Origin of the sequence: Neisseria sp. CCUG12390 (assembly GCF_047837985.1) — a bacterium.
GTDB lineage: Bacteria > Pseudomonadota > Gammaproteobacteria > Burkholderiales > Neisseriaceae > Neisseria.
Genome location: NZ_CP181244.1, coordinates 1,025,515 through 1,046,287, shown reverse-complemented (window position 1 = coordinate 1,046,287; position 20,773 = coordinate 1,025,515). Strand labels below are relative to the sequence as shown.

20 protein-coding genes and 1 tRNA gene are annotated in these 20,773 nt (G+C 52.8%); 9 read left to right on the top strand and 12 right to left on the bottom strand.

The window, feature by feature from the left end:
- Window positions 1–55 precede the first annotated feature (55 nt).
- The 8 genes from ACM67E_RS04890 to ACM67E_RS04855 all read left to right on the top strand — a co-directional run bounded on the left by ACM67E_RS04890 (window position 56) and on the right by ACM67E_RS04855 (window position 10,072).
- Window positions 56–343 (top strand): phosphopantetheine-binding protein, encoded by a 288-nt coding sequence (locus ACM67E_RS04890; RefSeq protein ID WP_416192493.1) that lies wholly within the window; start codon window positions 56–58, stop codon window positions 341–343.
- On the top strand, window positions 340–1,371 hold the full coding sequence (locus ACM67E_RS04885; protein ID WP_416192492.1) for a beta-ketoacyl synthase N-terminal-like domain-containing protein: 1,032 nt from the start codon (window positions 340–342) through the stop codon (window positions 1,369–1,371). The genes ACM67E_RS04890 and ACM67E_RS04885 overlap by 4 nt, the downstream gene beginning before the upstream one ends.
- Window positions 1,359–1,994, top strand: coding sequence for a hypothetical protein (locus tag ACM67E_RS04880; RefSeq protein WP_416192491.1), 636 nt, complete (start codon window positions 1,359–1,361; stop codon window positions 1,992–1,994). Before ACM67E_RS04885 ends, ACM67E_RS04880 begins: the two co-directional genes overlap by 13 nt.
- A gap of 53 nt (window positions 1,995–2,047) precedes the next feature.
- Entirely contained in the window at window positions 2,048–4,396 is a 2,349-nt protein-coding gene (locus ACM67E_RS04875; RefSeq protein WP_416192490.1) for an MMPL family transporter, read from the top strand.
- A 40-nt stretch (window positions 4,397–4,436) separates the two neighbouring features.
- Window positions 4,437–5,675 carry an NAD(P)/FAD-dependent oxidoreductase gene (locus ACM67E_RS04870; RefSeq protein WP_416192489.1) on the top strand — a complete coding sequence of 413 codons (1,239 nt, stop codon included), beginning with the start codon at window positions 4,437–4,439 and terminating at the stop codon, window positions 5,673–5,675.
- 214 nt (window positions 5,676–5,889) lie between these two features.
- Complete coding sequence (locus ACM67E_RS04865; RefSeq protein WP_416192488.1) at window positions 5,890–6,417, top strand: hypothetical protein; 528 nt, start codon at window positions 5,890–5,892, stop codon at window positions 6,415–6,417.
- An 18-nt stretch (window positions 6,418–6,435) separates the two neighbouring features.
- Window positions 6,436–7,641 carry a beta-ketoacyl-ACP synthase gene (locus ACM67E_RS04860; protein ID WP_416192487.1) on the top strand — a complete coding sequence of 402 codons (1,206 nt, stop codon included), beginning with the start codon at window positions 6,436–6,438 and terminating at the stop codon, window positions 7,639–7,641.
- Between the two features lie 205 nt (window positions 7,642–7,846).
- Window positions 7,847–10,072 carry an NADP-dependent isocitrate dehydrogenase gene (locus ACM67E_RS04855; RefSeq protein WP_416192486.1) on the top strand — a complete coding sequence of 742 codons (2,226 nt, stop codon included), beginning with the start codon at window positions 7,847–7,849 and terminating at the stop codon, window positions 10,070–10,072.
- Between the two features lie 287 nt (window positions 10,073–10,359).
- On the opposite strand, the gene ACM67E_RS04850 is transcribed toward ACM67E_RS04855, so the two are convergent.
- The 5 genes from ACM67E_RS04850 to ACM67E_RS04830 all read right to left on the bottom strand — a co-directional run bounded on the left by ACM67E_RS04850 (window position 10,360) and on the right by ACM67E_RS04830 (window position 13,731).
- Window positions 10,360–10,944 (bottom strand): hypothetical protein, encoded by a 585-nt coding sequence (locus ACM67E_RS04850; RefSeq protein ID WP_416192485.1) that lies wholly within the window; start codon window positions 10,942–10,944, stop codon window positions 10,360–10,362.
- 78 nt (window positions 10,945–11,022) lie between these two features.
- The gene (locus tag ACM67E_RS04845) at window positions 11,023–11,529 is read right to left on the bottom strand and encodes a hypothetical protein (protein WP_416192484.1); all 507 of its coding nucleotides are present in this window, start codon (window positions 11,527–11,529) and stop codon (window positions 11,023–11,025) included.
- A 197-nt stretch (window positions 11,530–11,726) separates the two neighbouring features.
- Window positions 11,727–12,293, bottom strand: a complete 567-nt coding sequence (gene dcd / locus ACM67E_RS04840; RefSeq protein ID WP_095502485.1) for a dCTP deaminase — start codon at window positions 12,291–12,293, stop codon at window positions 11,727–11,729.
- A 60-nt stretch (window positions 12,294–12,353) separates the two neighbouring features.
- Window positions 12,354–12,779: a hypothetical protein gene (locus ACM67E_RS04835; RefSeq protein WP_416192483.1), complete on the bottom strand. Its 426-nt coding sequence runs from the start codon at window positions 12,777–12,779 to the stop codon at window positions 12,354–12,356.
- Window positions 12,780–12,831: 52 nt separating this feature from the next.
- The gene (locus ACM67E_RS04830; RefSeq protein WP_416192482.1) at window positions 12,832–13,731 is read right to left on the bottom strand and encodes a recombination-associated protein RdgC; all 900 of its coding nucleotides are present in this window, start codon (window positions 13,729–13,731) and stop codon (window positions 12,832–12,834) included.
- A gap of 149 nt (window positions 13,732–13,880) precedes the next feature.
- Here ACM67E_RS04830 and ACM67E_RS04825 point away from each other — a divergent pair.
- Window positions 13,881–13,956, top strand: a tRNA-Glu gene (locus ACM67E_RS04825).
- A 233-nt stretch (window positions 13,957–14,189) separates the two neighbouring features.
- On the opposite strand, the gene ACM67E_RS04820 is transcribed toward ACM67E_RS04825, so the two are convergent.
- The 7 genes from ACM67E_RS04820 to ACM67E_RS04790 all read right to left on the bottom strand — a co-directional run bounded on the left by ACM67E_RS04820 (window position 14,190) and on the right by ACM67E_RS04790 (window position 20,712).
- Window positions 14,190–14,702: a DUF4189 domain-containing protein gene (locus ACM67E_RS04820; RefSeq protein ID WP_416192481.1), complete on the bottom strand. Its 513-nt coding sequence runs from the start codon at window positions 14,700–14,702 to the stop codon at window positions 14,190–14,192.
- Window positions 14,699–15,916: a type IV secretion system protein gene (locus tag ACM67E_RS04815; protein WP_416192480.1), complete on the bottom strand. Its 1,218-nt coding sequence runs from the start codon at window positions 15,914–15,916 to the stop codon at window positions 14,699–14,701. The genes ACM67E_RS04820 and ACM67E_RS04815 overlap by 4 nt, the downstream gene beginning before the upstream one ends.
- A gap of 21 nt (window positions 15,917–15,937) precedes the next feature.
- A complete protein-coding gene (locus tag ACM67E_RS04810) occupies window positions 15,938–16,708 on the bottom strand; it encodes a hypothetical protein (RefSeq protein ID WP_416192479.1) in 771 nt (256 codons plus the stop codon).
- Between the two features lie 78 nt (window positions 16,709–16,786).
- The gene (locus tag ACM67E_RS04805; protein WP_416192478.1) at window positions 16,787–17,344 is read right to left on the bottom strand and encodes a TrbM/KikA/MpfK family conjugal transfer protein; all 558 of its coding nucleotides are present in this window, start codon (window positions 17,342–17,344) and stop codon (window positions 16,787–16,789) included.
- A gap of 95 nt (window positions 17,345–17,439) precedes the next feature.
- A complete protein-coding gene (locus ACM67E_RS04800; RefSeq protein ID WP_416192477.1) occupies window positions 17,440–19,890 on the bottom strand; it encodes a VirB4 family type IV secretion/conjugal transfer ATPase in 2,451 nt (816 codons plus the stop codon).
- 109 nt (window positions 19,891–19,999) lie between these two features.
- The gene (locus ACM67E_RS04795) at window positions 20,000–20,302 is read right to left on the bottom strand and encodes a type IV secretion system protein VirB3 (RefSeq protein WP_416192476.1); all 303 of its coding nucleotides are present in this window, start codon (window positions 20,300–20,302) and stop codon (window positions 20,000–20,002) included.
- A 14-nt stretch (window positions 20,303–20,316) separates the two neighbouring features.
- Complete coding sequence (locus ACM67E_RS04790) at window positions 20,317–20,712, bottom strand: TrbC/VirB2 family protein (RefSeq protein ID WP_416192475.1); 396 nt, start codon at window positions 20,710–20,712, stop codon at window positions 20,317–20,319.
- Window positions 20,713–20,773 lie beyond the last annotated feature (61 nt).

Sequence of the window (20,773 nt, the reverse complement as noted above, 5' to 3'; positions counted from 1 at the left end):
CGTCTGAAAACCGACACCGGCTTATCCGTCCAACCTTTTGATTGTCCGACCGAATATGTACACTTTTACCCTTGCCCCCGAACTCTTGGAAACCGAATTGAAAAAACTCATTCTCGACACGGCCGACAAAGCCGACGACATTGCCTTGGCCGATTTTGCCGATGATGCGGTACTGTTCGGCGACGACAGCCCCATCGGTTTGGATTCGCTGGACGCGCTGCAAACCGCCGTGGCCTTGCAGCAATATTTCCAAGTGCGGCTTCAGGGCGACCGCATGGTGCGCAAACACATGATGACCGTGCGCGATTTGGCCGCCTTCATCCGCAAGGAGCACGGCGCGTGATGTACTTGGCCGGACAAGCCGTTACCTGCGCATTCAATCCGCAGCAGGATTTCAGACGGCCTGTACCTTTGGATTTCCGCTTTTTGCAACAAAACGTGCAAACGCCGTATTTCCGCGCCTTTCAAAGCCCGAGTCTCAGCCGTGCGGAGCTGGCGGATTTGGCCGAACGGCATTTGCGCGACGCGGCGGACGCGGCGGGCTGGCCGTCTGAAAGCTGGAAAGAATGTTCGGTATTCATCGGTTCCGCTTCGTACAACGCATCGGAATACGAAAACGGATTTCACACCGCACACACACAACACGCCGGATATACCCTGTTGCACCTTGCCGACGATTTGGAGGCACGCAGCGGTAACCGCGAAATTTTCAGTCTGGCCACCGCCTGCACCTCGTCCGCCCACGCTGTGATTCAGGCTGCCAACTTTTTACGGAAAGGCACGGCAACGCGGGCTTTGGTTTTGGGCGTGGAAAGTCTCAACCGCATGACTTTGCTGCATTTTCACAGCTTGGGCTTGTTCGGCGGCAGCTACCGGCCTTTCGGCGGCAACGGCCTGATACTCGGCGAAGGCATGGCCGCGCTGGCGTTTTCTGTCGAGCCGCCAGCATCTTCCTGCCTGAAACTTACCGGCCATGCCGCCAACACAGGCAGCGATTTGATTCAAAGCAACGGTCAAGCCCAAGAAAACGTCATGCGCCGCGCATTGAACGCCGCCTGCGCCGTGCCTGAAGATATTCTCGCCGTCAAAACCCACGGTGTCGGCACCGCCGACAGCGACACCGCCGAAATGTCCGCCCTGACAAACCTTTTCCCCGAACTGCCGCCGCTCTTGGCTTTCAAACCGCAAATCGGCCATACCCTCGGCGCGGCGTGCGCACTCGAAACCGCGCTGTTGGCGCAATCCTTGCAGCAGGGACATGACCTTGACTATTCGGGCAATCCGATTTCTTTTTCAGACGGCCTCTATCTCGCCAACCATTTCGGTTTCGGCGGCAGCAACACCAGCATGGTATGGCAATGGACAGCTTAAAAAAACACCTCGCCGCCGTTGCGGTTTTCAACGCCGGCAGCCTCGACAACAAAACGCTCAAACACACGCTGCAAAGCGAAAGCGGCATCGCAAGCCGCCGCCTGAGCCGCCTCAGCCTGATTGCCGCACTCGGCGCATGGCGTTTGCGCGAATGCGTCGCCGACCGAATCCGCCCCGATTGCGCGGTATATCTCGCCACGCCCTTCGCCTCGTCCGCCCTGTTTCAGAAAATGTCCGACAATGTGCTGAACCACCATGCCGCCATGCCGTTCGACTTTATCGCCAATCTGCACAACGCCCCCGTCTTCCATGCCGCGCAAGCCTTGGGCAGCCATGGGGCGACCGTGGTCTGCGCCGCCGACCGCCGCCGCGAATCGTGGCAAAAGGCTTGGCGTTTGGCGGAAAACGCGCTGGTTTCCGAGCCGCAAATCGCACTCGGTTTCTGTTACGAACGTACACAGGAAAACGAAGCCGACGGCAGCGTGTGGCTGCTGCTGGAACGCAATCCGGCTGAACAGCATATGTTTTCGGACAATCCCGACAAAGCCGGCAGGCCGTCTGAAAACGCGCATTACTGGCAAGATCTGATTGACTGTTTATCCGTTTCAACCATACCCGACTAAATTTTTCAGACGGCCCGAACACATGAAAGGCCGTCTGAAAACAGGAATCCCCCATGCTTTTCTACCGCCGCCTTTATACCCTGCTGATTGTGCTGATGACGGGCTTCGTGCTGTACAACGCGGCCGCGCGTCCGTGGCTGCAAACCGACCTGGCCGAATTGCTGCCGCAAACGCAGCAGGATATTGTCTTGCGGGCGGCGGACACGGCGGGCGAAGCGCAGCTCAACAGCCAAATCATTCTGCTTGCCGGCAGCGATGATGCGGCACAAGCCTTTCAGACGGCCTCAACGATTGCCGGAAAATGGCGGCAGAGCGGCCTGTTTGAAGCAGTCGATGACAGCCTTTCCCCCGATTTGGCGCAAGTGCGCGAAGACATGCAGCGGCTCGGATTGGCGGTATTGCCGGCGGAACAGCGCGCACAATTGGCCGACGACCCCCAAGCCTATTTCCGCCAACGCGCCGAAGATGCCGCCAATCCGTTCGCCACATCCCCCCTGCCGCTGGAACAAGACTGGCTGGGCTTCGGCCGTTTCGTGGCCGACAAAGCCAATCCGCAAAGCCGCCTGCAATGGAATCCCGACAACGGCATGCTGTTCACCGAAGACGGCAGCGGCAAAACATGGGTTTGGCTGCGCGGCCGTCTGCCCGAAAACGGCAACTTTTCCCATGAGCAGCTGCTGAACCTGATGACCGAAAGCCGCCAAGCCGCGCAAGCGGAACAGGTCGAAATCCTGACCGCAGGCGGCGCGCTGTTTGCCGCGCACGCCAAAACCGAGGCCGAACGCGAAAGCAGCATCATGAGCGTGCTGGGCATATTGCTGACTTTTGCGCTGATGTGGCGCGTGTTCCGCAGCGGCCGCACCCTCGCCTTGCTGCTGCCCTTGTCCGCCGGTATGTTGGCAGGTTTGGCGGCAAGCCTGGCGGTGTTCGGCCATGTGCATGTGCTGACTTTGGTCATCGGCACCAGCCTGATCGGAATGCTGGTCGATTTTCCGCTGCACTGGCTCGCGCCTTCGGTATTCGGGCCGTCTGAAAAACCGCAATGGCAGGCGTGGCCGTCGATGAAACACATGCTGCCGGGTTTTGCCGTCAGCCTGCTGATTACCGTTTCGGGCTATATCCTGCTCGGCTTCACGCCTTTGCCGGTGTTGCGCCAAACCGCCGTATTTTCCGCTGCCGCCCTGCTCGGCGCATTCGGCGCGACCGTGTTATGGCTGCCTTATCGGTTTCAAAACCACCGCGCGCAAGCCTTACCCTTTGCCGCTTTCGCCGATGCGCTCTACCGCGCAGCAGGCCGTCTGAAAACACGGCGCAAACCCGTTTGCGCCTTCGCCCTGCTGTTCGCACTTGCCGGCGTATGGCGCAGCGACTGGCACGACGACATCCGCCAATGGGCAAACATGCCGTCTGAAATGCTGCAAGACGCGCATCGCATCGGTGCATTGAGCGGCACGGACTTCAGCGGCCAATATCTGGTGGCCGAAGCGGAAAACGAAAATGCCCTTTTGCACAAAAACACCGAAGTGCTCCGTGCGCTGCAACCCTTGGCCGGACAAGGCAAACTCGACGGCGTGCAATCGCTGGCGCAATTCATCAGCCCCACCGACGAGCAAAACGCACTCAAAGGCCGTCTGAAAACTTTGGCCGACACGCCGCAGGCATGGCGCGCCATGAGCGACATCGGCGTTCCCGAAACCGCGTTCCGCCAAGCCCTGCTTGATGCCGCCGCCACGCCGCCGCTGACGCTTTCAGACGGCCTCAAGCCGCCGTTGGCCGAAGCGTGGCGCAACCTTTATTTGGGCGAAGTAGAGCCGGGCCGTTTCGCCTCCGTCATCCGTCTGCAGGGATTGGCCGATGCCGCCGCCGTCCGCAATGCCGTGGCGGATATTCAGGGCGTGCATTGGGCGGACAAACGCGGCTTCCTCAACGAATCGTTCGTCAAAACGCGCAACCAAGCCGCATGGCTGAAACTGTTTTCCTATGCTTTGGCCTTGTTGCTGCTGTGGAAACTGTTCGGCCTCAAACGCGGCGGGAAAATCCTCGCCGTACCGCTGGCCGCCGCCGTGCTGACCGTGGCCTTCTTGGGCTTCGCAGGCATTCCCGTCAGCCTGTTCGCCATGTTCGGCCTGCTGCTGGTTTCCGCCATCGGCGTGGATTATTCGGTGTATGCCCTGACCGCGCCGCACAGCGCGACCGCCCGCTTCGGCGGTATGCTGCTGGCCGCAGCCACCACCGGCATTTCCTTCGTTCTGCTGGCCTTCAGCGGCACGCCCGCAGTCGCGGCGTTCGGCATGACCGTAGCAGCCGGAACCTTACTCAACCTGCTGCTGGCAAGCCTGCTGCTCCCCGAAAGGCCGTCTGAAAATAATCCTTTCAGACGGCATACCGAAAGCGTAAAATAGTCGCTGCCTCATTTCATTTATTTTTATTCGGAAAACCATCATGTCCACCCAATTCGATGTCGCCGTTATCGGCGCAGGCCCTTCCGGTGCGGTTGTCGCCGCGTTACTGAACAAAAAAGGCTTTAAAGTCTGCGTGTTGGAAAAGCAGCATTTCCCGCGTTTCGTCATCGGCGAGAGCCTGCTGCCCCACTGCATGGAAATGCTCGAAGAAGCGGGCATGACCGAAGCCGTTGCCGCCGAGCCGAGCTTCCAGTTTAAAAACGGCGCGGCCTTTACCTGGGGCAACCGCTACACCTATTTCGATTTCACCGACAAATTTTCAGACGGCCCCGGCACAACCTTCCAAGTGCGCCGCGGCATTTTCGACAAAATCCTGATTGACGAAGCCGCCAGGCAAGGCGTGGAAGTGCGCTTCGGCCACGGCGTAAATGCGTTCGACAACAGCGGCAGCGAAGCTGTTTTAAGCGTGGAAACCGATTCGGGCGAACGCTATGAACTGACCGCAAAATTCGTGCTCGATGCCAGCGGCTACGGCCGTGTCCTGCCGCGCCTGCTCGATTTGGAAACGCCCTCGTCCCTGCCGCCGCGCATGGCGCATTTCACCCACATCGAAGACAACATTACCAGCCCGAAATTCGACCGCAACAAAATCCTGATTACCACCCATCCGCAACACCGCGACGTGTGGTTCTGGACGATTCCGTTCGGCGACAACCGCTGCTCCATCGGCGTGGTCGGTACACCTGAAAAGCTCGCGGGCGACAGCGAAACGGTGTTGAAAAAATGGGTGCACGAATGCCCGATGCTGGCCGAAATCCTCGACAAATCCGTATGGGAAAACGAATTTCCGTTCCGCTCGATTCAAGGCTACTCCGCCAACGTCAAAACCCTGCACGGCAAGCATTTCGCGCTCTTGGGCAATGCCGCCGAGTTTCTCGACCCCGTGTTCTCATCGGGCGTCACCATCGCGCTGCACTCGGCCAAACTCGCCGCCGACCTGCTCGCCAAACAGCTCAAAGGCGAAGCCGCCGACTGGCAGACAGAATTTGCCGAACCGCTGATGCAGGGCGTGGATACGTTCCGCACCTACGTCAACGGCTGGTATGACCACAGCTTCCAAAACGCGATTTACGCCCCCGGCCGCAGCCCCGAAATCAGCCGCATGATTTCGTCCATTTTGGCCGGCTACGCATGGGATACCAAAAATCCGTTCGTAGAAAAACACGCCCAACGGCTGGAGGCCTTGGCGGTACTGGTCGGCGATATTAAATTGCAGTAAACCGCCGGCAATATTTTCAGACGGCCTCTATCTGCACAGGCCGTCTGAAAAACAATAAATCCCGATTCGGATTTCAGGATAAAATAACGGTTCAGTCCGCCCTGTTTTCCGAACTGCCGAAACTTCCGAAAACATCATCCACACACCTTTTCAAGCAGCCTGCCGTTATCGGCAGAAGCCGTCTGAAACCCACCGTCAGTATATAAGGAACCCCATGCGCTTGATTCCGCTTTTGTTCGCCGTTGCCGCCTTATCGGCCTGTTCGACCGGCCGTATGCCTTTACCGCAGCCGCAAACCATTCCTGCCGTCGCATCAAGCGGCCAATGGTACAAACTCGAACAGTCCGACAGCGACGGAAATGTCCTGCAAACCCATATGCTGGCGGTCGAACCGTTTTCAGACGGCCTGCGTTTCGTGCAGACCGACGCGCTCGGCGCGCCTGTTTCCCGCCAAACGCTGACGGCAAAAGGCTGGAAAAACGACGGTTTCGTCGCGCCCAATGCCCAATCGCGCCGCCTGTTTGCCGCGCTTCTGCCGTTGGTTGCCGCCGGCAATCCGGCAGGCATTTATCCGCAAAGCCAAGTGAGGCCGTCTGAAAACCATGCGTTCTGCACCGGCGGCGAAGGCGCGCTGTTCCGCTACCGCAATCAGGATTTGTGGTGTACGGCGCAGCGGCAAAGCGGCTTCGTGATTACCTTCCCCGACCGTACCCGTTGGACGGTCAGCCCGATTCAAGAATAAAGCCCGAACCGCACCATCATGAACATTCCCGTTTATCTCAGCCGCCCCGGGCTGACCAGCGCATTGGGCAGCGGCCTGCAAACCCATATCGACGTGCTGCTTTCGCCGCCCGGCCAAAGTCCGCTCACTTTTTCGGACGAATGGGTCAAAGGCAAAAACCATGCTTTCGGTATGGTGAAAGAACCGCTGCGTCCGTTTTCAGACGGCCTGCCCCGGCACCAGCAAAGCCGCAACAACCGTCTGCTCTGGCACGCGCTGGAGCAAATCGAGCCGCTGATTGAGGCGGCCAAATCGCGTTACGGCGCAGACCGCATTGCCGTGGTCATCGGCACGTCCACCAGCGGCGTGGACGAGAATATCCCGATATTCGAAAAAGCCGCGCAGGGCGTGGCGTGGGAAGAACTGACGTTCACGCAGACCCAGCAGCTGATGGCCGCGCCGGCACAGTTCGTCGTCGAAGCCTACGGTTTGAACCATCTGCACTATGTCGTTTCAACCGCCTGCACCTCGGGCGCACGCGCCTTAATCAGCGCGGCACGGCTGCTGCGTGCGGGTCTGTGCGACGCGGTCGTCTGCGGCGGTGTGGACACGCTCTCGCCGCTGACGGTCAACGGGTTCGCCGCATTGGAAGTGCTTTCAGACGGCCTGGCCAATCCGTTTTCCGCCAACCGCGACGGCATCAACATCGGTGAAGCCGCCGCCGTATTCGTGATGACGCGCGATGCGGATTTCGACGGCGGTATGCAGCTTCTGGGTTACGGCTCGAGCAGCGACGCTTATCATATGTCGTCGCCCCGCCCCGACGGTTTGGGTGCGGTCAAAGCGTTTCAGACGGCCTTGAACCATGCAGGCTTATCCGCCGCCGACATCGGCTGGATTAATCTGCACGGCACAGGCACGCTGCACAACGACAGCATGGAAAGCCTTGCCGTGGCCGAAGTGTTCGGCAGCCATACGCCCTGCACGTCCACCAAACCGCAAACCGGCCATACGCTCGGCGCGGCAGGCGCAATCGAAGCTGCGTTCGCATGGGCAATCGCCCATCCGCACTACAACCCTTCGGGCAGGCTGCCGCCTCAATGGTGGGACAGACAGGCCGACGAAACCCTGCCGTCCATCGCGCTGACCGACGAACTCAGCCGCTGGCCGTCTGAAAAACGCATTGCGGCAAGCTCGTCGTTCGCATTCGGCGGCAGCAACTGCGTGCTGATTATCGGTGCGTGAACGCAGCGCATAAAGGCCGTCTGAATATTTTCAGACGGCCTTTCCAATGCCTTGCAAAGAAACGGTTACGCAATGATTGCGTTCCCAAATTTTGTCAAAGTATGCCATAATGACGGCGTGTCGCAGCGTAATCACCGCTATCGTTTTGTCCTGGCCATTACTTGCGGCGCAGAAAAGAAAAACCTTAACCTACAAGAGAATCTCTATGACCAATAAAGCCACCATTATCTACACCCACACCGATGAAGCCCCCGCTTTGGCCACCAAATCCCTGCTGCCTATCGTGCGTGCATTCGCCCGGTTTGCCGACATCGACGTGGAAACCAAAGACATTTCATTGGCCGGCCGCATTCTGGCTACTTTCCCTGATTTTCTGAAAGAGGAACAGCGCGTACCCGACGCTTTGGCCGAACTGGGCGAATTGGTGAAAAAGCCCGAAGCCAACGTCATTAAATTACCAAACATCAGCGCGTCGGTGCCGCAACTGACTGCCGCGATTAAAGAATTGCAGGCGCAGGGCTTTGCAGTACCCGATTTTCCGACCGACCCGAAAACCGACGAAGAAAAAGCCGTCCGCGAGCGTTACGACCGTATTAAGGGCAGCGCGGTCAACCCGGTTTTGCGCGAAGGCAACTCCGACCGCCGCGCACCTAAAGCCGTGAAAAACTTTGCCAAGAAAAACCCGCACAGCATGGGTGCTTGGTCGAAAGATTCCAAAACCCACGTCGCCACCATGAGCAGCGGCGATTTTTTCCATAACGAACAATCCGTTACCGTACCAACCGCCACTTCCGTTTCCATTGTCTTCACCGACAAACAGGGCAACAAAAAGGAATTGCGCAAACCGGTCAGCCTGAAAGACGGCGAAATCATCGACGCCACCGTGATGAACAAAAAAGCCTTGGTGGCGTTTTTGAACAAACAGGTCAAAGAAGCCAAAGAACAGGGTCTGCTGTTTTCATTGCACATGAAAGCAACCATGATGAAAGTGTCCGACCCGATTATCTTCGGCCACGCCGTAAAAGCGTTCTTTGCGCCTGTATTTGAAAAATTCGGCGCGGAGCTGGCGGCTGCCGGCGTGAACGTCAACAACGGTTTCGGCAACCTGCTGGCCAACTTGGACAAACTGCCGTCTGAAACCAAAGCGGCGGTTGAAGCCGAAATCGCCGCCGTGTATGCGGCCAACCCTGATTTGGCCATGGTCGATTCCGATAAAGGCATCACCAACCTGCACGTTCCGAGCGACGTCATCGTTGACGCGTCCATGCCGGCGATGATCCGCAATTCCGGCCAAATGTGGGACAAAAACGGCAAAGCGCAAGACACCAAAGCCGTGATTCCCGACAGCAGCTACGCCGGTATATACCAGGCTACCATCGACTTCTGCCGCGAACACGGCGCATTCGATCCGACCACCATGGGTACGGTTCCGAACGTCGGCCTGATGGCTCAAGCCGCCGAAGAATACGGTTCGCACGATAAAACTTTTGAAATCGAAGCCGACGGCACGGTAGAAGTGGTTGACGCTTCGGGCAAAGTGCTGATGAAACACGAAGTCGAAGCAGGCGACATCTGGCGTATGTGCCAAACCAAAGACGCGCCGGTCAAAGACTGGGTGCAACTGGCGGTCAACCGCGCCCGCCTGAGCAACACGCCTGCCGTGTTCTGGCTGGATAAAAACCGTCCGCATGACGCGAGCCTGATTGCCAAAGTGGAAGCCTACCTGAAAGAGCATGACACCGACGGTTTGGACATCCGCATCCTGTCGCCTGTCGAAGCCACCAAATTCAGCTTGGAGCGCATCAAGAAAGGCGAAGACACCATTTCCGTAACCGGCAACGTGTTGCGCGATTACCTGACCGACCTGTTCCCGATTTTGGAACTGGGTACCAGCGCGAAAATGCTCTCCATCGTGCCATTGATGAACGGCGGCGGCATGTTTGAAACCGGTGCGGGCGGCTCCGCGCCGAAACACGTTCAGCAATTCCTCGAAGAAAACCACCTGCGCTGGGATTCTTTGGGCGAATTTTTGGCTCTGGCCGTTTCGTTCGAGCATCTGGCGCAAAAAACCGGCAACAAAAAAGCGCAGGTTCTGGCCGATACCCTGGACGCGGCGACCGAGCAGCTGCTGTTGAACGGCAAATCGCCGCAACGCAAAGCCGGCCAACTCGACAACCGCGGCAGCCACTTCTACATTGCGCTCTACTGGGCGCAGGCATTGGCCACGCAAGACCAGGATGCCGAATTGAAAGCCAAGTTCGCACCTTTGGCCGAAACCCTGACTGCCAACGAAGACAAAATCGTGGCGGAACTGGCAGCCGGCCAAGGCAAAGCGGTGGACATCAAAGGCTACTACAGCCCGAATGAAGAGCTGGCTTCCCAAGCCATGCGTCCGAGCGCGACTTTAAACGCGGCTTTGGCTGCGTTGTAATCAGAGCAACGCCGAACCTGTGAAACCCATTAGGTTTGGCTGTTGAATCATCAAAGGCCGTCTGAAAGTAATCATTTTCAGACGGCCTTTTTGTCAGCATTTTTCATCAATCATCAATTTTTGATACGTCTCTCATTTTTAATATTTTCGGGGCAATAACAGGTGGACCGTCTGAAATAACAGACAAAAAATCGCTGCCCCTCTATTTTGGATCAGCCCAAAACTCGGCGAGGTCTTGGCAACCGCTTAACCGCTCACCTACGGGTTTTAATGAAAAACAAACGGATTCAGTCAACCCGAAAACTATTGCGGACACTTGGATTTTTCAGGCGGTTTAACAATTTTCGGATATTGTTTTGCACGCTCTGCTGCACCGCATCGTCATACGATTGCCCCATATCAATCGGATTAAACGCCGTTTCCCAACTCATACTCTCGATTTCTTCAGCCCACAGAATTTTGCCGCTCCCGCTGTCGGCAAACTCATAGCGAATCCGCACCCTGCTTTTGTTGAACACACCGCCCCGAGTCTCCCAACCTAAAAATGCGGCTTTCAAACGCACGCCGCGAACGGCACTGCGGCTGAACAGGCCGGTATTCGCGAACGTATCCTGCAAAGCCTGTGCCAACGGTTGGGTCAGGCGCAGCGATGCGTCGGGGCAATCCGGTTTCAGACAAGATGTCGCAGAACCGACTCCGACCAAACTGACACGGCTTTCGGTTTGAATGCTGTCCAAACGCAACGGCAAAGGTTGGGCTGTTGGGGTTAAACCGGTTTGCGGACGGAAATCATAAGGTTGCTGGACACGGATACATCCTCCTAAAATAAACAGGCAGCCAATCAAGCCGACGGTAAGAATAGGATGGGACATGGCATTCTCCTCTGTGTGTTTTGAACTGAATGAAGCCCAACCTATTTTCAGACGGCCTTCAATAAAATAAACCCAAGCTTACTGCCATTGATCGGCTTTACTTCCGTCGCTGTGTTTTCGCGTAGAGACGTCGCAACAAGCCAAGCCTTGCACAGGCAGTTTATCCAAATCCGTGCGTAAACGCTGTTTTACGTTAATATTAATGTGGTTCGCATCAGCAGGAAATTTCAAATTGGCCGGATTGAACCGCCAATCTTCATTGTCAACCGTATCAAACGACTCCAGACTATACCGCACATACTCATTCAGCCAGCGCGCAGACGGCATATGATCGGCGTAAAACCAACTGAAACGCTGCTCGAAATAGTGGCTGAACTCAAAACCTTTATAAGCGCGGTTGTAATACGGGCTGATACTGCCGATGGGAAAGCCTGCCCATGTCGTACCTTCGGGAAAACGGATTTCACTGATCTTATCCGATGCAGGCATGTTTTTCAGACGGCATGTCCATTCCCATTTGATGTTGCACGGTTCATCCGTGTACACCTTGCTGCCCACGGGCAAAATCAGCTTTTTGTATTCCAACGGCTGCCTGAGTTCGTAATATTGATAATACGTCCGCCGGATAGTCTCGGCTTAGGTTGAAAATCGGGGCGAGCTACCGAATGCGGCAAATAATGCCGCCGTAAAACACAGGATTTGAATCGGTTTCATCACGCTTCCTTTGAGGCCGTCTGAAAAATACCGCAGTTGGGTTTGATGCCAAATGCGGTATGTTGCTATCAGGTTTTCGGCAGGGTTACGCCGGTTTGCCCCATGTATTTGCCGTTGCGGTCTTTGTAAGACGTTTCGCACACTTCGTCGCTCTCGAAAAACAAGACCTGCGCCACCCCTTCCCCGGCGTAGATTTTCGCCGGCAGCGGCGTGGTGTTGGAAAATTCAAGGGTAACGTAGCCTTCCCACTCCGGCTCGAACGGCGTCACGTTCACAATAATCCCGCAACGTGCGTAGGTGGATTTGCCCAAACACACGGTCAGCACGTTGCGCGGAATGCGGAAATATTCCACCGTGCGCGCCAGCGCGAACGAATTGGGCGGGATGATGCAGCAGTCGTCTTCTACGGTCACGAAGTTTTTCGGATCGAAATTTTTCGGATCGACGATGGTGCTGTTGATGTTGGTGAAAATCTTGAATTCGTTGGCGCAGCGGATGTCGTAGCCGTAGCTGGATGTTCCGTAGGAAATGATGCGCTGGCCGTTGATTTCCTTGATTTGGTTTGGTTCAAACGGCTCAATCATGCCGTGTTCTTCGCTCATGCGGCGAATCCATTTGTCTGATTTAATGCTCATAACGATTCCTTAACAAGCGGTTTGTTTCAGACGGCCTTGATGGAATGCCGTCTGAAAACCTTATTTTTTCTTAGGCTGAGTGGCGAGTTTGACATCTTTCATCATGCCTTTGTCAAATGTGATGACAAAAAGCGGCTCATTGTTTTGCGTCACCTGAAACTTCCCTTCGGCAAGGCCTTGTTTGAATTGACCGGTCAAAACCATTTTGTTCAGGCGGGTGCTGTTGACGGTAAACGGCTCTAAAAATACGGGCTTGACGGTATTGACGGTATAAATCCCTTTGCCGTCGAAGCGGCCGTTTTTAAATTGGCCTTGGTAACTGCGCCCGTCTTGGCAAGCCCATTCGCCCTTGCCGTGCGGCTTATTCGCTTTATCCACTTCGCCTTCATAACGGCAGCCCTTGGCCTGATACGGCTCGATTACCGCCGCATTGACCGGTTGCCACAATGCCAAACCCAAAGGCAAAAACACTAAATATTTCAACATAAACCACTCCTTGAGTTTTTCAGACGGCCTAAATACAGCAGGCCGTCTGAAATCATTCCTGCCAACCACCCAAATACGAAACCAACTCTTCCAACATGGTACAAATGGCTTCGGTCATCAAAATCTGCGAGGCAAACGTGAGACTCGCGGCGTCATCACCGTTATTTTCCGCCTCTTCCTGCAACACATCCAAATACTGGATACGCTTGAGCGTAAAGTCCTGCGTCAGGATAAACGCAATCTGCTCGCGCCACACCAAGCCCAACTGCGTCACGGTTTTACCGTTTTTCACATGCTGCACCACTTCATCCGCAGTCAAATCCTGCTTGGACACCTTTACCGTCGGCACCACATCGCCCACACCCTTAAGCTCGCAATCGCTGTCCAGCTCAAAACCGCCTTCGCAATGACCATCAAGCAGCCAGGAAGTCATCAATGACGAAGGAGACTGCTTGGTATTGGGCAGATTCGCCTCCAAACCGCCCAAAGCCTCGCGCAGCTTAGTCAGCAGATTTTCCGCTTTTGCCGAAGACGCATTATTCACCAGCAGATAACCATGCCGCGTATCCACAATAGCCTGCGTACGGCTGCTGCGGGTAAACGCGCGCGGCAGCAAATCATCGGTGATGATGTCTTTCAACTCCTGCTTTTCTTTACGGCCGACATTACGTCCCTCATTATTCTGGATTTCCAATACCTTCTCATCCAAAATATCGCGGATAACCCCCGCAGGCAAAACCTTTTCTTCCTTTTTCAAGGCCACGCGCCAAGTATAATCAGCCGGAAAAACCAACTCCGGCGAAAAAGAAACCGGTGCGGCAAAGCCCTCGCTGAACCAATCCAAACCTTGGCAATGAGCAAATTCCGCATCGCCCAACTTCGCCGCCAAAGCCTCCAATTCAGGCAGTTTTTCCTTATTCAACGGATAAAAACTGATTTGCTTGAACCACATCTGATTTTCCTTTCCTTAAAACGGCTTTATTATACAGATTTCGGCTGCTAAATTGGATAAGGCCGTCTGAAAATCACCAAGCCGGAAAATAACCGCCTCCTTATGTTGACAGTATAAAACCGCTTCAGTATAGTTACGGCTTCACTTACGCGCCCATCGTCTAGAGGCCTAGGACACTGCCCTTTCACGGCGGCAACCGGGGTTCGAATCCCCGTGGGCGTGCCAGCTTTTGATTAAACCCTTACCGAATCCGGTAAGGGTTTAGTTTTTCTGATGGGTTGTATTTAGGACTACAGACGATAGTCGTCAACCGAGACGCTGAAACTATCCGTTCCATCTCCCGTGAGAAGAAATAAAGAGGAGGCAAAACCGATAAATAAGGCCATGGCGATGCAGTATATAATCCGCAGTATTATTTATGCCGTCTGAAAATTTTCAGACGGCATTATCAAGAGAACTTAATTATACATTCCATCAGGAACAGAGCAAGATTCAGAGATGATGATCTGGCAATTCGAAGCCCCTGTTGATTTACATCTTTTCATCGCAACAGCCTCAGATTCTCCTGGTTTTTCCACCGCCTTACTGAGCTTCCAATGCTTTCCTAATTTACCACCTGCAGCAGCAATACAACCATTTCTAGCCCAAGTAATGACTTTACAGCCTTTTTCGCCACATTGCCGTATTGCTGCTTTTTTTGCTTCAGATAAGGAGTCTGCATTACTTGCTCCACCAACGGAGCCAGTTTTCTCATTTGCTGCTAAAGCCCCGTATTTTGACGGTACATTAACCGTTATGTGGCGTATGATTTTTTTCGGTGGTGTTGTAGCTCCATTATTATGTCCGCAGTCAAGATTGTAACCATAGTTACATAATGCAGGATGATGCTGCAAAGGTCCGTTAGTTACGTCAACTGCATAGGTAACCGAACCAAATAGACTTAATAGGGATAAAATCAAAAAATTTTTCACAGTTTCTCTCCTTTTTGTGTTTTGGAGTTGTCGTCTGTACTGATACCTTGCCGTGCAAATTGGGTAGCTGCATTGACGGTTGAGGACACTGCATTTCCAAGCTGGGAATTTTGTTTTATCGCTTCAGGTTGTGTTACAGAATTTGTCATTCCTTTAGAAATAAATGGATTGGTAAAAGTATTTGCAGTTTGATTGGCTTCATAAGTTTGTCCCATCTGCTTATATTGATGATTAACCTTATCTTCCACCATCGTTTGCTGGTGGCTTCTTCCTCCGTCAACACCCGGTGGCACGATTCCCGAACGGTCGAATACCCCATAACCGCTATAATTCCCCATTACCCCATTAAACCACAAGCCCGCCATCGGCGGCACCGTAATCAGTAAGGTTGACAGGATTAAACCCAATCCCAACTGCTGCGTAACCGTCTGCATAATGCCTTCCGCAGATTTGCCTGTAAACACCATGGAGACAAAGTTGGTTGCAGCTGAAGAAGAAGTAAGGATACCCACCAAATCCATCGCGATTTCCGCCATCACACCCAGCATAACGCCCGAGAAAATGGTAGCCAACCCGTAGAACAGCCATTTCTGAAACAGCGGTGCTGTCTTTTTGAACAGCAGACACAGGATAAAAATAGGGGCAAAACCGATAAATAAGGCCATCGCTATGCGGAATATAATCAGCATGGTACCTGCGACAATGGCCGGTCCTGCTGTGCCGATACCGGCAAACCATTTGGCCTGAGTTACCTTTTCTTCCAGATAATCATCATCGGCGGTATCGACGGCATTGAGTGTAGCCAGCATGGTTTGGGTACCTTTCAGCTTTTCATCGATTTTACAGCCGAGTATGGTAGGGGCGTTTTTAAGCAGGCATTCGCTGCCTGAACCACTATTGCCCGTCATGATTCGGCTAATGCCATCTGAAAGGGTTTCGGTTAAGGTGCTCACGCCAAAACTGCCGCCTGCCGCCACTCCCAAGGCAATGGCGATGATAAAGTAACTTTTACCCAAGCTGTAAACAAAGCCTTTCAAGCCTTCCTGACTTCTGCCTGTAGCAATCAGGTATCCCTGTATCATGACCCAAAGTGTGAGCAGACTTAGGATGATTGTCAAGGCAAGGGTAAGGTTGTTTAATAATACTTCTTCGGTAAAATAACCTATCCGTGCGTATATATAGTCTTGAATTGCTGAGTAAAGAAGCAAATCCATATTATTTCCTTATTATTTTCCTCAGAAGCGGTTAGAAATCTTAGCGCTGTCTAAACGCTTATAGCGAGCATCTGTGCGCCATTTGTTTGCTTTCAGTTCTAAAGCAGTTGTGGCTACCCCTTTGCTGATACTCGCACTCAGGCCGGTATTGCCTGAAAGTTGGTCTTTGGTTAGTTGTTTGCGCGCCCATTTTAGTTGGTTGATATTGGTGTCAAGATTAGCTAATTGTGTTTCGTAATGTTTGATTTTTGCCAACAATCCTTGTAATTGGGCTTGAACGTCATTTTCAGCTGTTTCAGCTTTGCCTGCATTCCCCCCTGCTCCTGCAAGTACATTTGCAGCACCTGCGGATGAAGCTAAACTGCCTTGACTGGAAATTCTGCCGTTAATACGATTAAACTCAGCCGTGATTTCAGTGTTCATGTGTTGCAGAAGATCGTATTTTTTCCTTTCTAATCTGACTGTGTTGACGCATAAATCTGCTGACGTCGCATTGCTTTTTCGCATACGCTGACATTGGCTGATACGACTTTGAAATAAGTTTTCAATTTGGGCTGCTTGTCTGGCATCGAGAAATTGCTTTACTCCTGGAATTTGTGACAACTTATCACGGACAAGACTGTCAAAACGGGCTTTCCAGTTGAGTAATTGTTGAATGGCATTGGCTGCTGCTGCACCATCAAAGGTTGGAATCCCGCTCGAATGAACCGGTTGAACCAATGCTGATGCAGTAATCAAAACCACGGCGGTCTGTTTATATCTTTGTTTTGTTTTATGCAATTTTTTAAACATATTTTGAATATCTCTGTTTCAATAGCTGTTTTGATGCCGTCTGAAAATGAAGTCACTTATTTTCAGACGGCCTGAGCGTTACTTCACATCAACCCAACGGCCGCCTTTTTTCTCGTCGCCTACATATTTGACCGAGTCGCCGACTACCGTCCATTCGTGGTCGAAATATACGCTGCAGTAAGACGGTTTACCGTTGCGGATATAGGTCTTTTTGACAATCGGGCAGCTGTCACGGTCGCGGATGCGGTAACGCGGGCATTCGCGCACGTTTACGGTGTAGCGCATGACGCGGTTCAGTTCTTTTGCGTCGCAACGTCCCGCACCTTCGGCAATGGCATCAACCAAACGGCGCATTCCGTCGTTTTCTTTGCTTGACGGGCAGAGTTTGAGAAAGTCTTTACGCGCTTTGAGGGTGTCGCCCCATTTTTTGTGCTTGATGGAGAAGAAGCGTCTCAATGAAGGATTACATTCGCTTGGCCGCTCGCCAGAGGAAAGACATAAAGTCGCTTCACAGGCTAAGCGTGTATCTCCGGTAAGTAGATCGGGAGCGACAGGGCTCTGATTACTGCCCGGGGCTGCAAAGGCCGTAAGCGGCAGAAGGGACAAGATTAAAGTATAAACAGGGATAAGTTTCATGTCGTAATATCCTTTTTATTTTATATGGTAAGCCGTCAGGCCGTCTGAAATCTCCCTACGGCTGCGGTATGTTTATCCGTCTTTTTCAGACGGCCTTACTGGGCATTTCTCTGTACGGTGGATTTGCCGCTTTTGCCCGAACCTTTACGTTCGGCGTAGAAGCGTTCCAGCCACATTTCGGGTGTTACCTGATTGAGCGTGAGACCTGCTGCTTCGGCTTCCTGACGGACGATGTCGTCCATTACGGCGATATTGTCGGTAGAAGCGGAAATCACGGCCAATTCGTCGTCCATACCGCGCAGGTTGAGTTGGCATACGGCTCCGGCGTGCCCTTGTTTTACCAGAAAACAGCGGCTGCGTTCGTCAAGGTTTTTGACGACTTGGTACTCGGCTTCGCTCAGTTTCAATCCGTCGATGTAGTCGGTACGGTCGGCTGTCGGGTTCGGCAGCAGAATCATGGTGGCGGTCTGCTCGATCAGAGCGGCAGAAATGTCGCTTCTGAGTGCGTCTTCAGGCGATTGGGTGGCGAAAATACCCAAACCGTTTTGTTTACGGATGGTTTTCTGTTTGTTTTTGGCAAAATCTTTCAATGCGCCGCCACCTTCGAGGATTTTCCAGAATTCGTCCATCACATAGATGAAGCGTCTGCCGTCAATCAGGGATTCCATGCGGTGGATAAGGTAGCTCACCACAGGGGAACGTACCTGTGGGTTGTCGATGATTTCGGTGTAGTCGAAACCGATGATGGAAGCACCTGTAAAGTCGATTTTGTCCTGCGGATTGTCGAATACCCAGCCGAGGCTGTTGCCCTGTGTCCATTTGCGGATGTCGGCGTAGAGCGAATCGTCGCCGTGGTTGGGCAGCGATTTTTGGAAGTTGGTCATGCTTCTGAGGTGCATCGGCGTATCGAGCATGGCTTTGACGGCACGGAGAATGTCGGCATCTTCGCCGGCGGTATAGCGGTCGCGTCCGGCCAATTCTTTAATCAGACCGGACAGAAACTGTACGTTGGCTTCGGTATTTTCGCATTGGAAAGGGTTGAAGCCGGTCGGCTGGCCGCTTTCCAATGCCATATAGGTGCCGCCGCAGGCACGGACGAAAATTTCGGCACCTCGGTCTTTATCAAAGAAGAAAATGGTCGGCTTGGGATCGAACTTCTGCACTTGGCTGAGCAGAAAGTTGATGAGCGCGGTTTTGCCGGTACCGGATTTACCGATGACCATAGTATTGGCAATGGCTTTTTCCCCCTCTGAATCTTCTGCTTCGTGGGTAGCGTGGAAGTTGAAGAAGTAGGGTTGCCCGTTGGTGGTCTGCAAAACGGTAACACATTCGCCCCACGGATTGCGGTCGCGTTTGCCTGAGGCGAAGTTGTGCAGCGGAGAAAGACCGAGAAAGTTCAATGACGATAAATTGGCAATACGGGTGCGGTATTGCCAGTTGGCCGGAAGCTGGGCATAGAAAGCGGAACAGACGGCCAGGTCTTCTTTGGTCGTAACAAAACCTGCATTTGAAAGCTCCGCGCGTGCAGCTGCCAAATTTTGCGACAAACCTTCCTGAGAATCGGAATAAAGAGCAAGGCTGAAATGGTAGCCGCCTAAGACGAAATTACCCGACGCGAGTTGATCCATTGCGTGATCCAGCTCGGCAATCTGGGTAAAGGATTTGTCGCCAGACGAAATCATCATGCCGCGGGTACGCTCAAGGGTCTTCATGGCATCGTAGCGGCTCATCGGGCTGAAACTGTGGGTAACCACATATTCCATGTCGAGATATTTCAGACCGTTGAGAACGCCGGGAAATGTGCCGTCGGGATACTCTTTGAGATTGAGCATAGCTCCATAATGGTTTTTTCCCTCGGGTGTACGCAACACAAAATCTCCGGTTTTAGCGGAGAAGAGATGCCGGCTGAGCGGCAGATAGTTGTAAACGGGCGCAGGCAAAACGGGAACCGGCTCATTAACACGGTTAAGTATGTAGCCGAAAAGCTCAAGGGTTTCGGAAAAAACGGTTCCGTTGGCACTTTCATACATACCGAGACGGTAAGGCAGATAATCTTTTAAGACGGCCTCAAGGTTGGCAGCCAGCTCATTGAGCGTACCGATGGCTTGGTTTTGCTCGGCCTCAAGGCGCGATACGTTGCCGGATTTGTCGGCTAATTTTTTGCCGTCAACGACCGGACGGTAAACCATGGTCAGGTAAAGCTCGTTATTCATGAGCTTTTCTTGAGACAATCGGTTGAAATAACTGTCGGAGAGCGTTTGATTGAAACGCTCTTGGAATCGGGGACGTAAATCAATATTGCGACGACGACGGATATCATGTACCCAAAATGCAACATTAACGTAATCAGGGGCACGAAGCGACTGGAGCAAGCGGTTGAACGTATTATGCTTGTGTTCGAGTTCCCACTCCTCCCTGCCTACAAACGGCAAGCCGGAGAGATGCCAAGTAGTCAGAAAATCACCTCCCGAAGTCTTCACGATAGTAGGTGAAACATGGGTAGAAAGTGATACGAATTGGCTTATAGGTGAGTCTGGATTGAACATGTTGGCCGTAACTTAATAAATCGTGTTGATTAAACTCTTATTTTACAATACTTGCCTGCTTTAAATACCCGAAACATTTAATTGCTTCGGGTATTTTTATTCAAGCACTTCACCGGGGTGGGTTTTTACGATATTCATTCGGTGAGAAACACCAAGTATCAGGAAACTCCTCCCTTTTCCTAGCTCTCAACCTGAATTTAAGGCGCAACCCGAGAAAACGGAAAATCATATCATCCCGCTTGGCCATTTGCCGCATAATCAGAATAATGAAAGGTATAGTCAACAGGAAAAACATGTTGAAATACATACCGAGCAATAATCCTGAACCCGCCCCGATAAAAAAGGGAATGTAGGGAACACCGAGAAAAGTAGCCGGACGAGTACACCCCCTAAATACAATATTCTTCTGCATAATCTTCAAATCAATTATGCCAAGAACTGCATCAGTTGCAGCATAGCGGAAGTAGTTCCTGCCGAACATGAGTCTGCATTGCCCACTAACATTTTTGCAATTTGACCAGCAGCGCCAATCAATACACCCCCGATTAAAATCGGAGCTACATCAGCAATCCTCTTATGCGCAAAAGCAATTTGATAACCTGCAAAGATAATAGCAATCGTAACAACTGCCACAGACATCAGATTTAATACAGTATGCACATTCTTGATAAATTTACATGCCCCACCTGAGCTTGATGTAAAATCATCAGCAGCCAAACCAATAGTTGGTGCCAATGCTGCAGCTGCAATAAAGGCAGCAGTAGCAACATTCTCAGCATTCAACCAAGAAGATTTCTTTAATTTTGTTTTGTTACTTTTCATAACAGTAAATTTCCTTCATGTAGTAGTTGAGACAAAAAATTTTAAGGTAAAAATGGCCTTA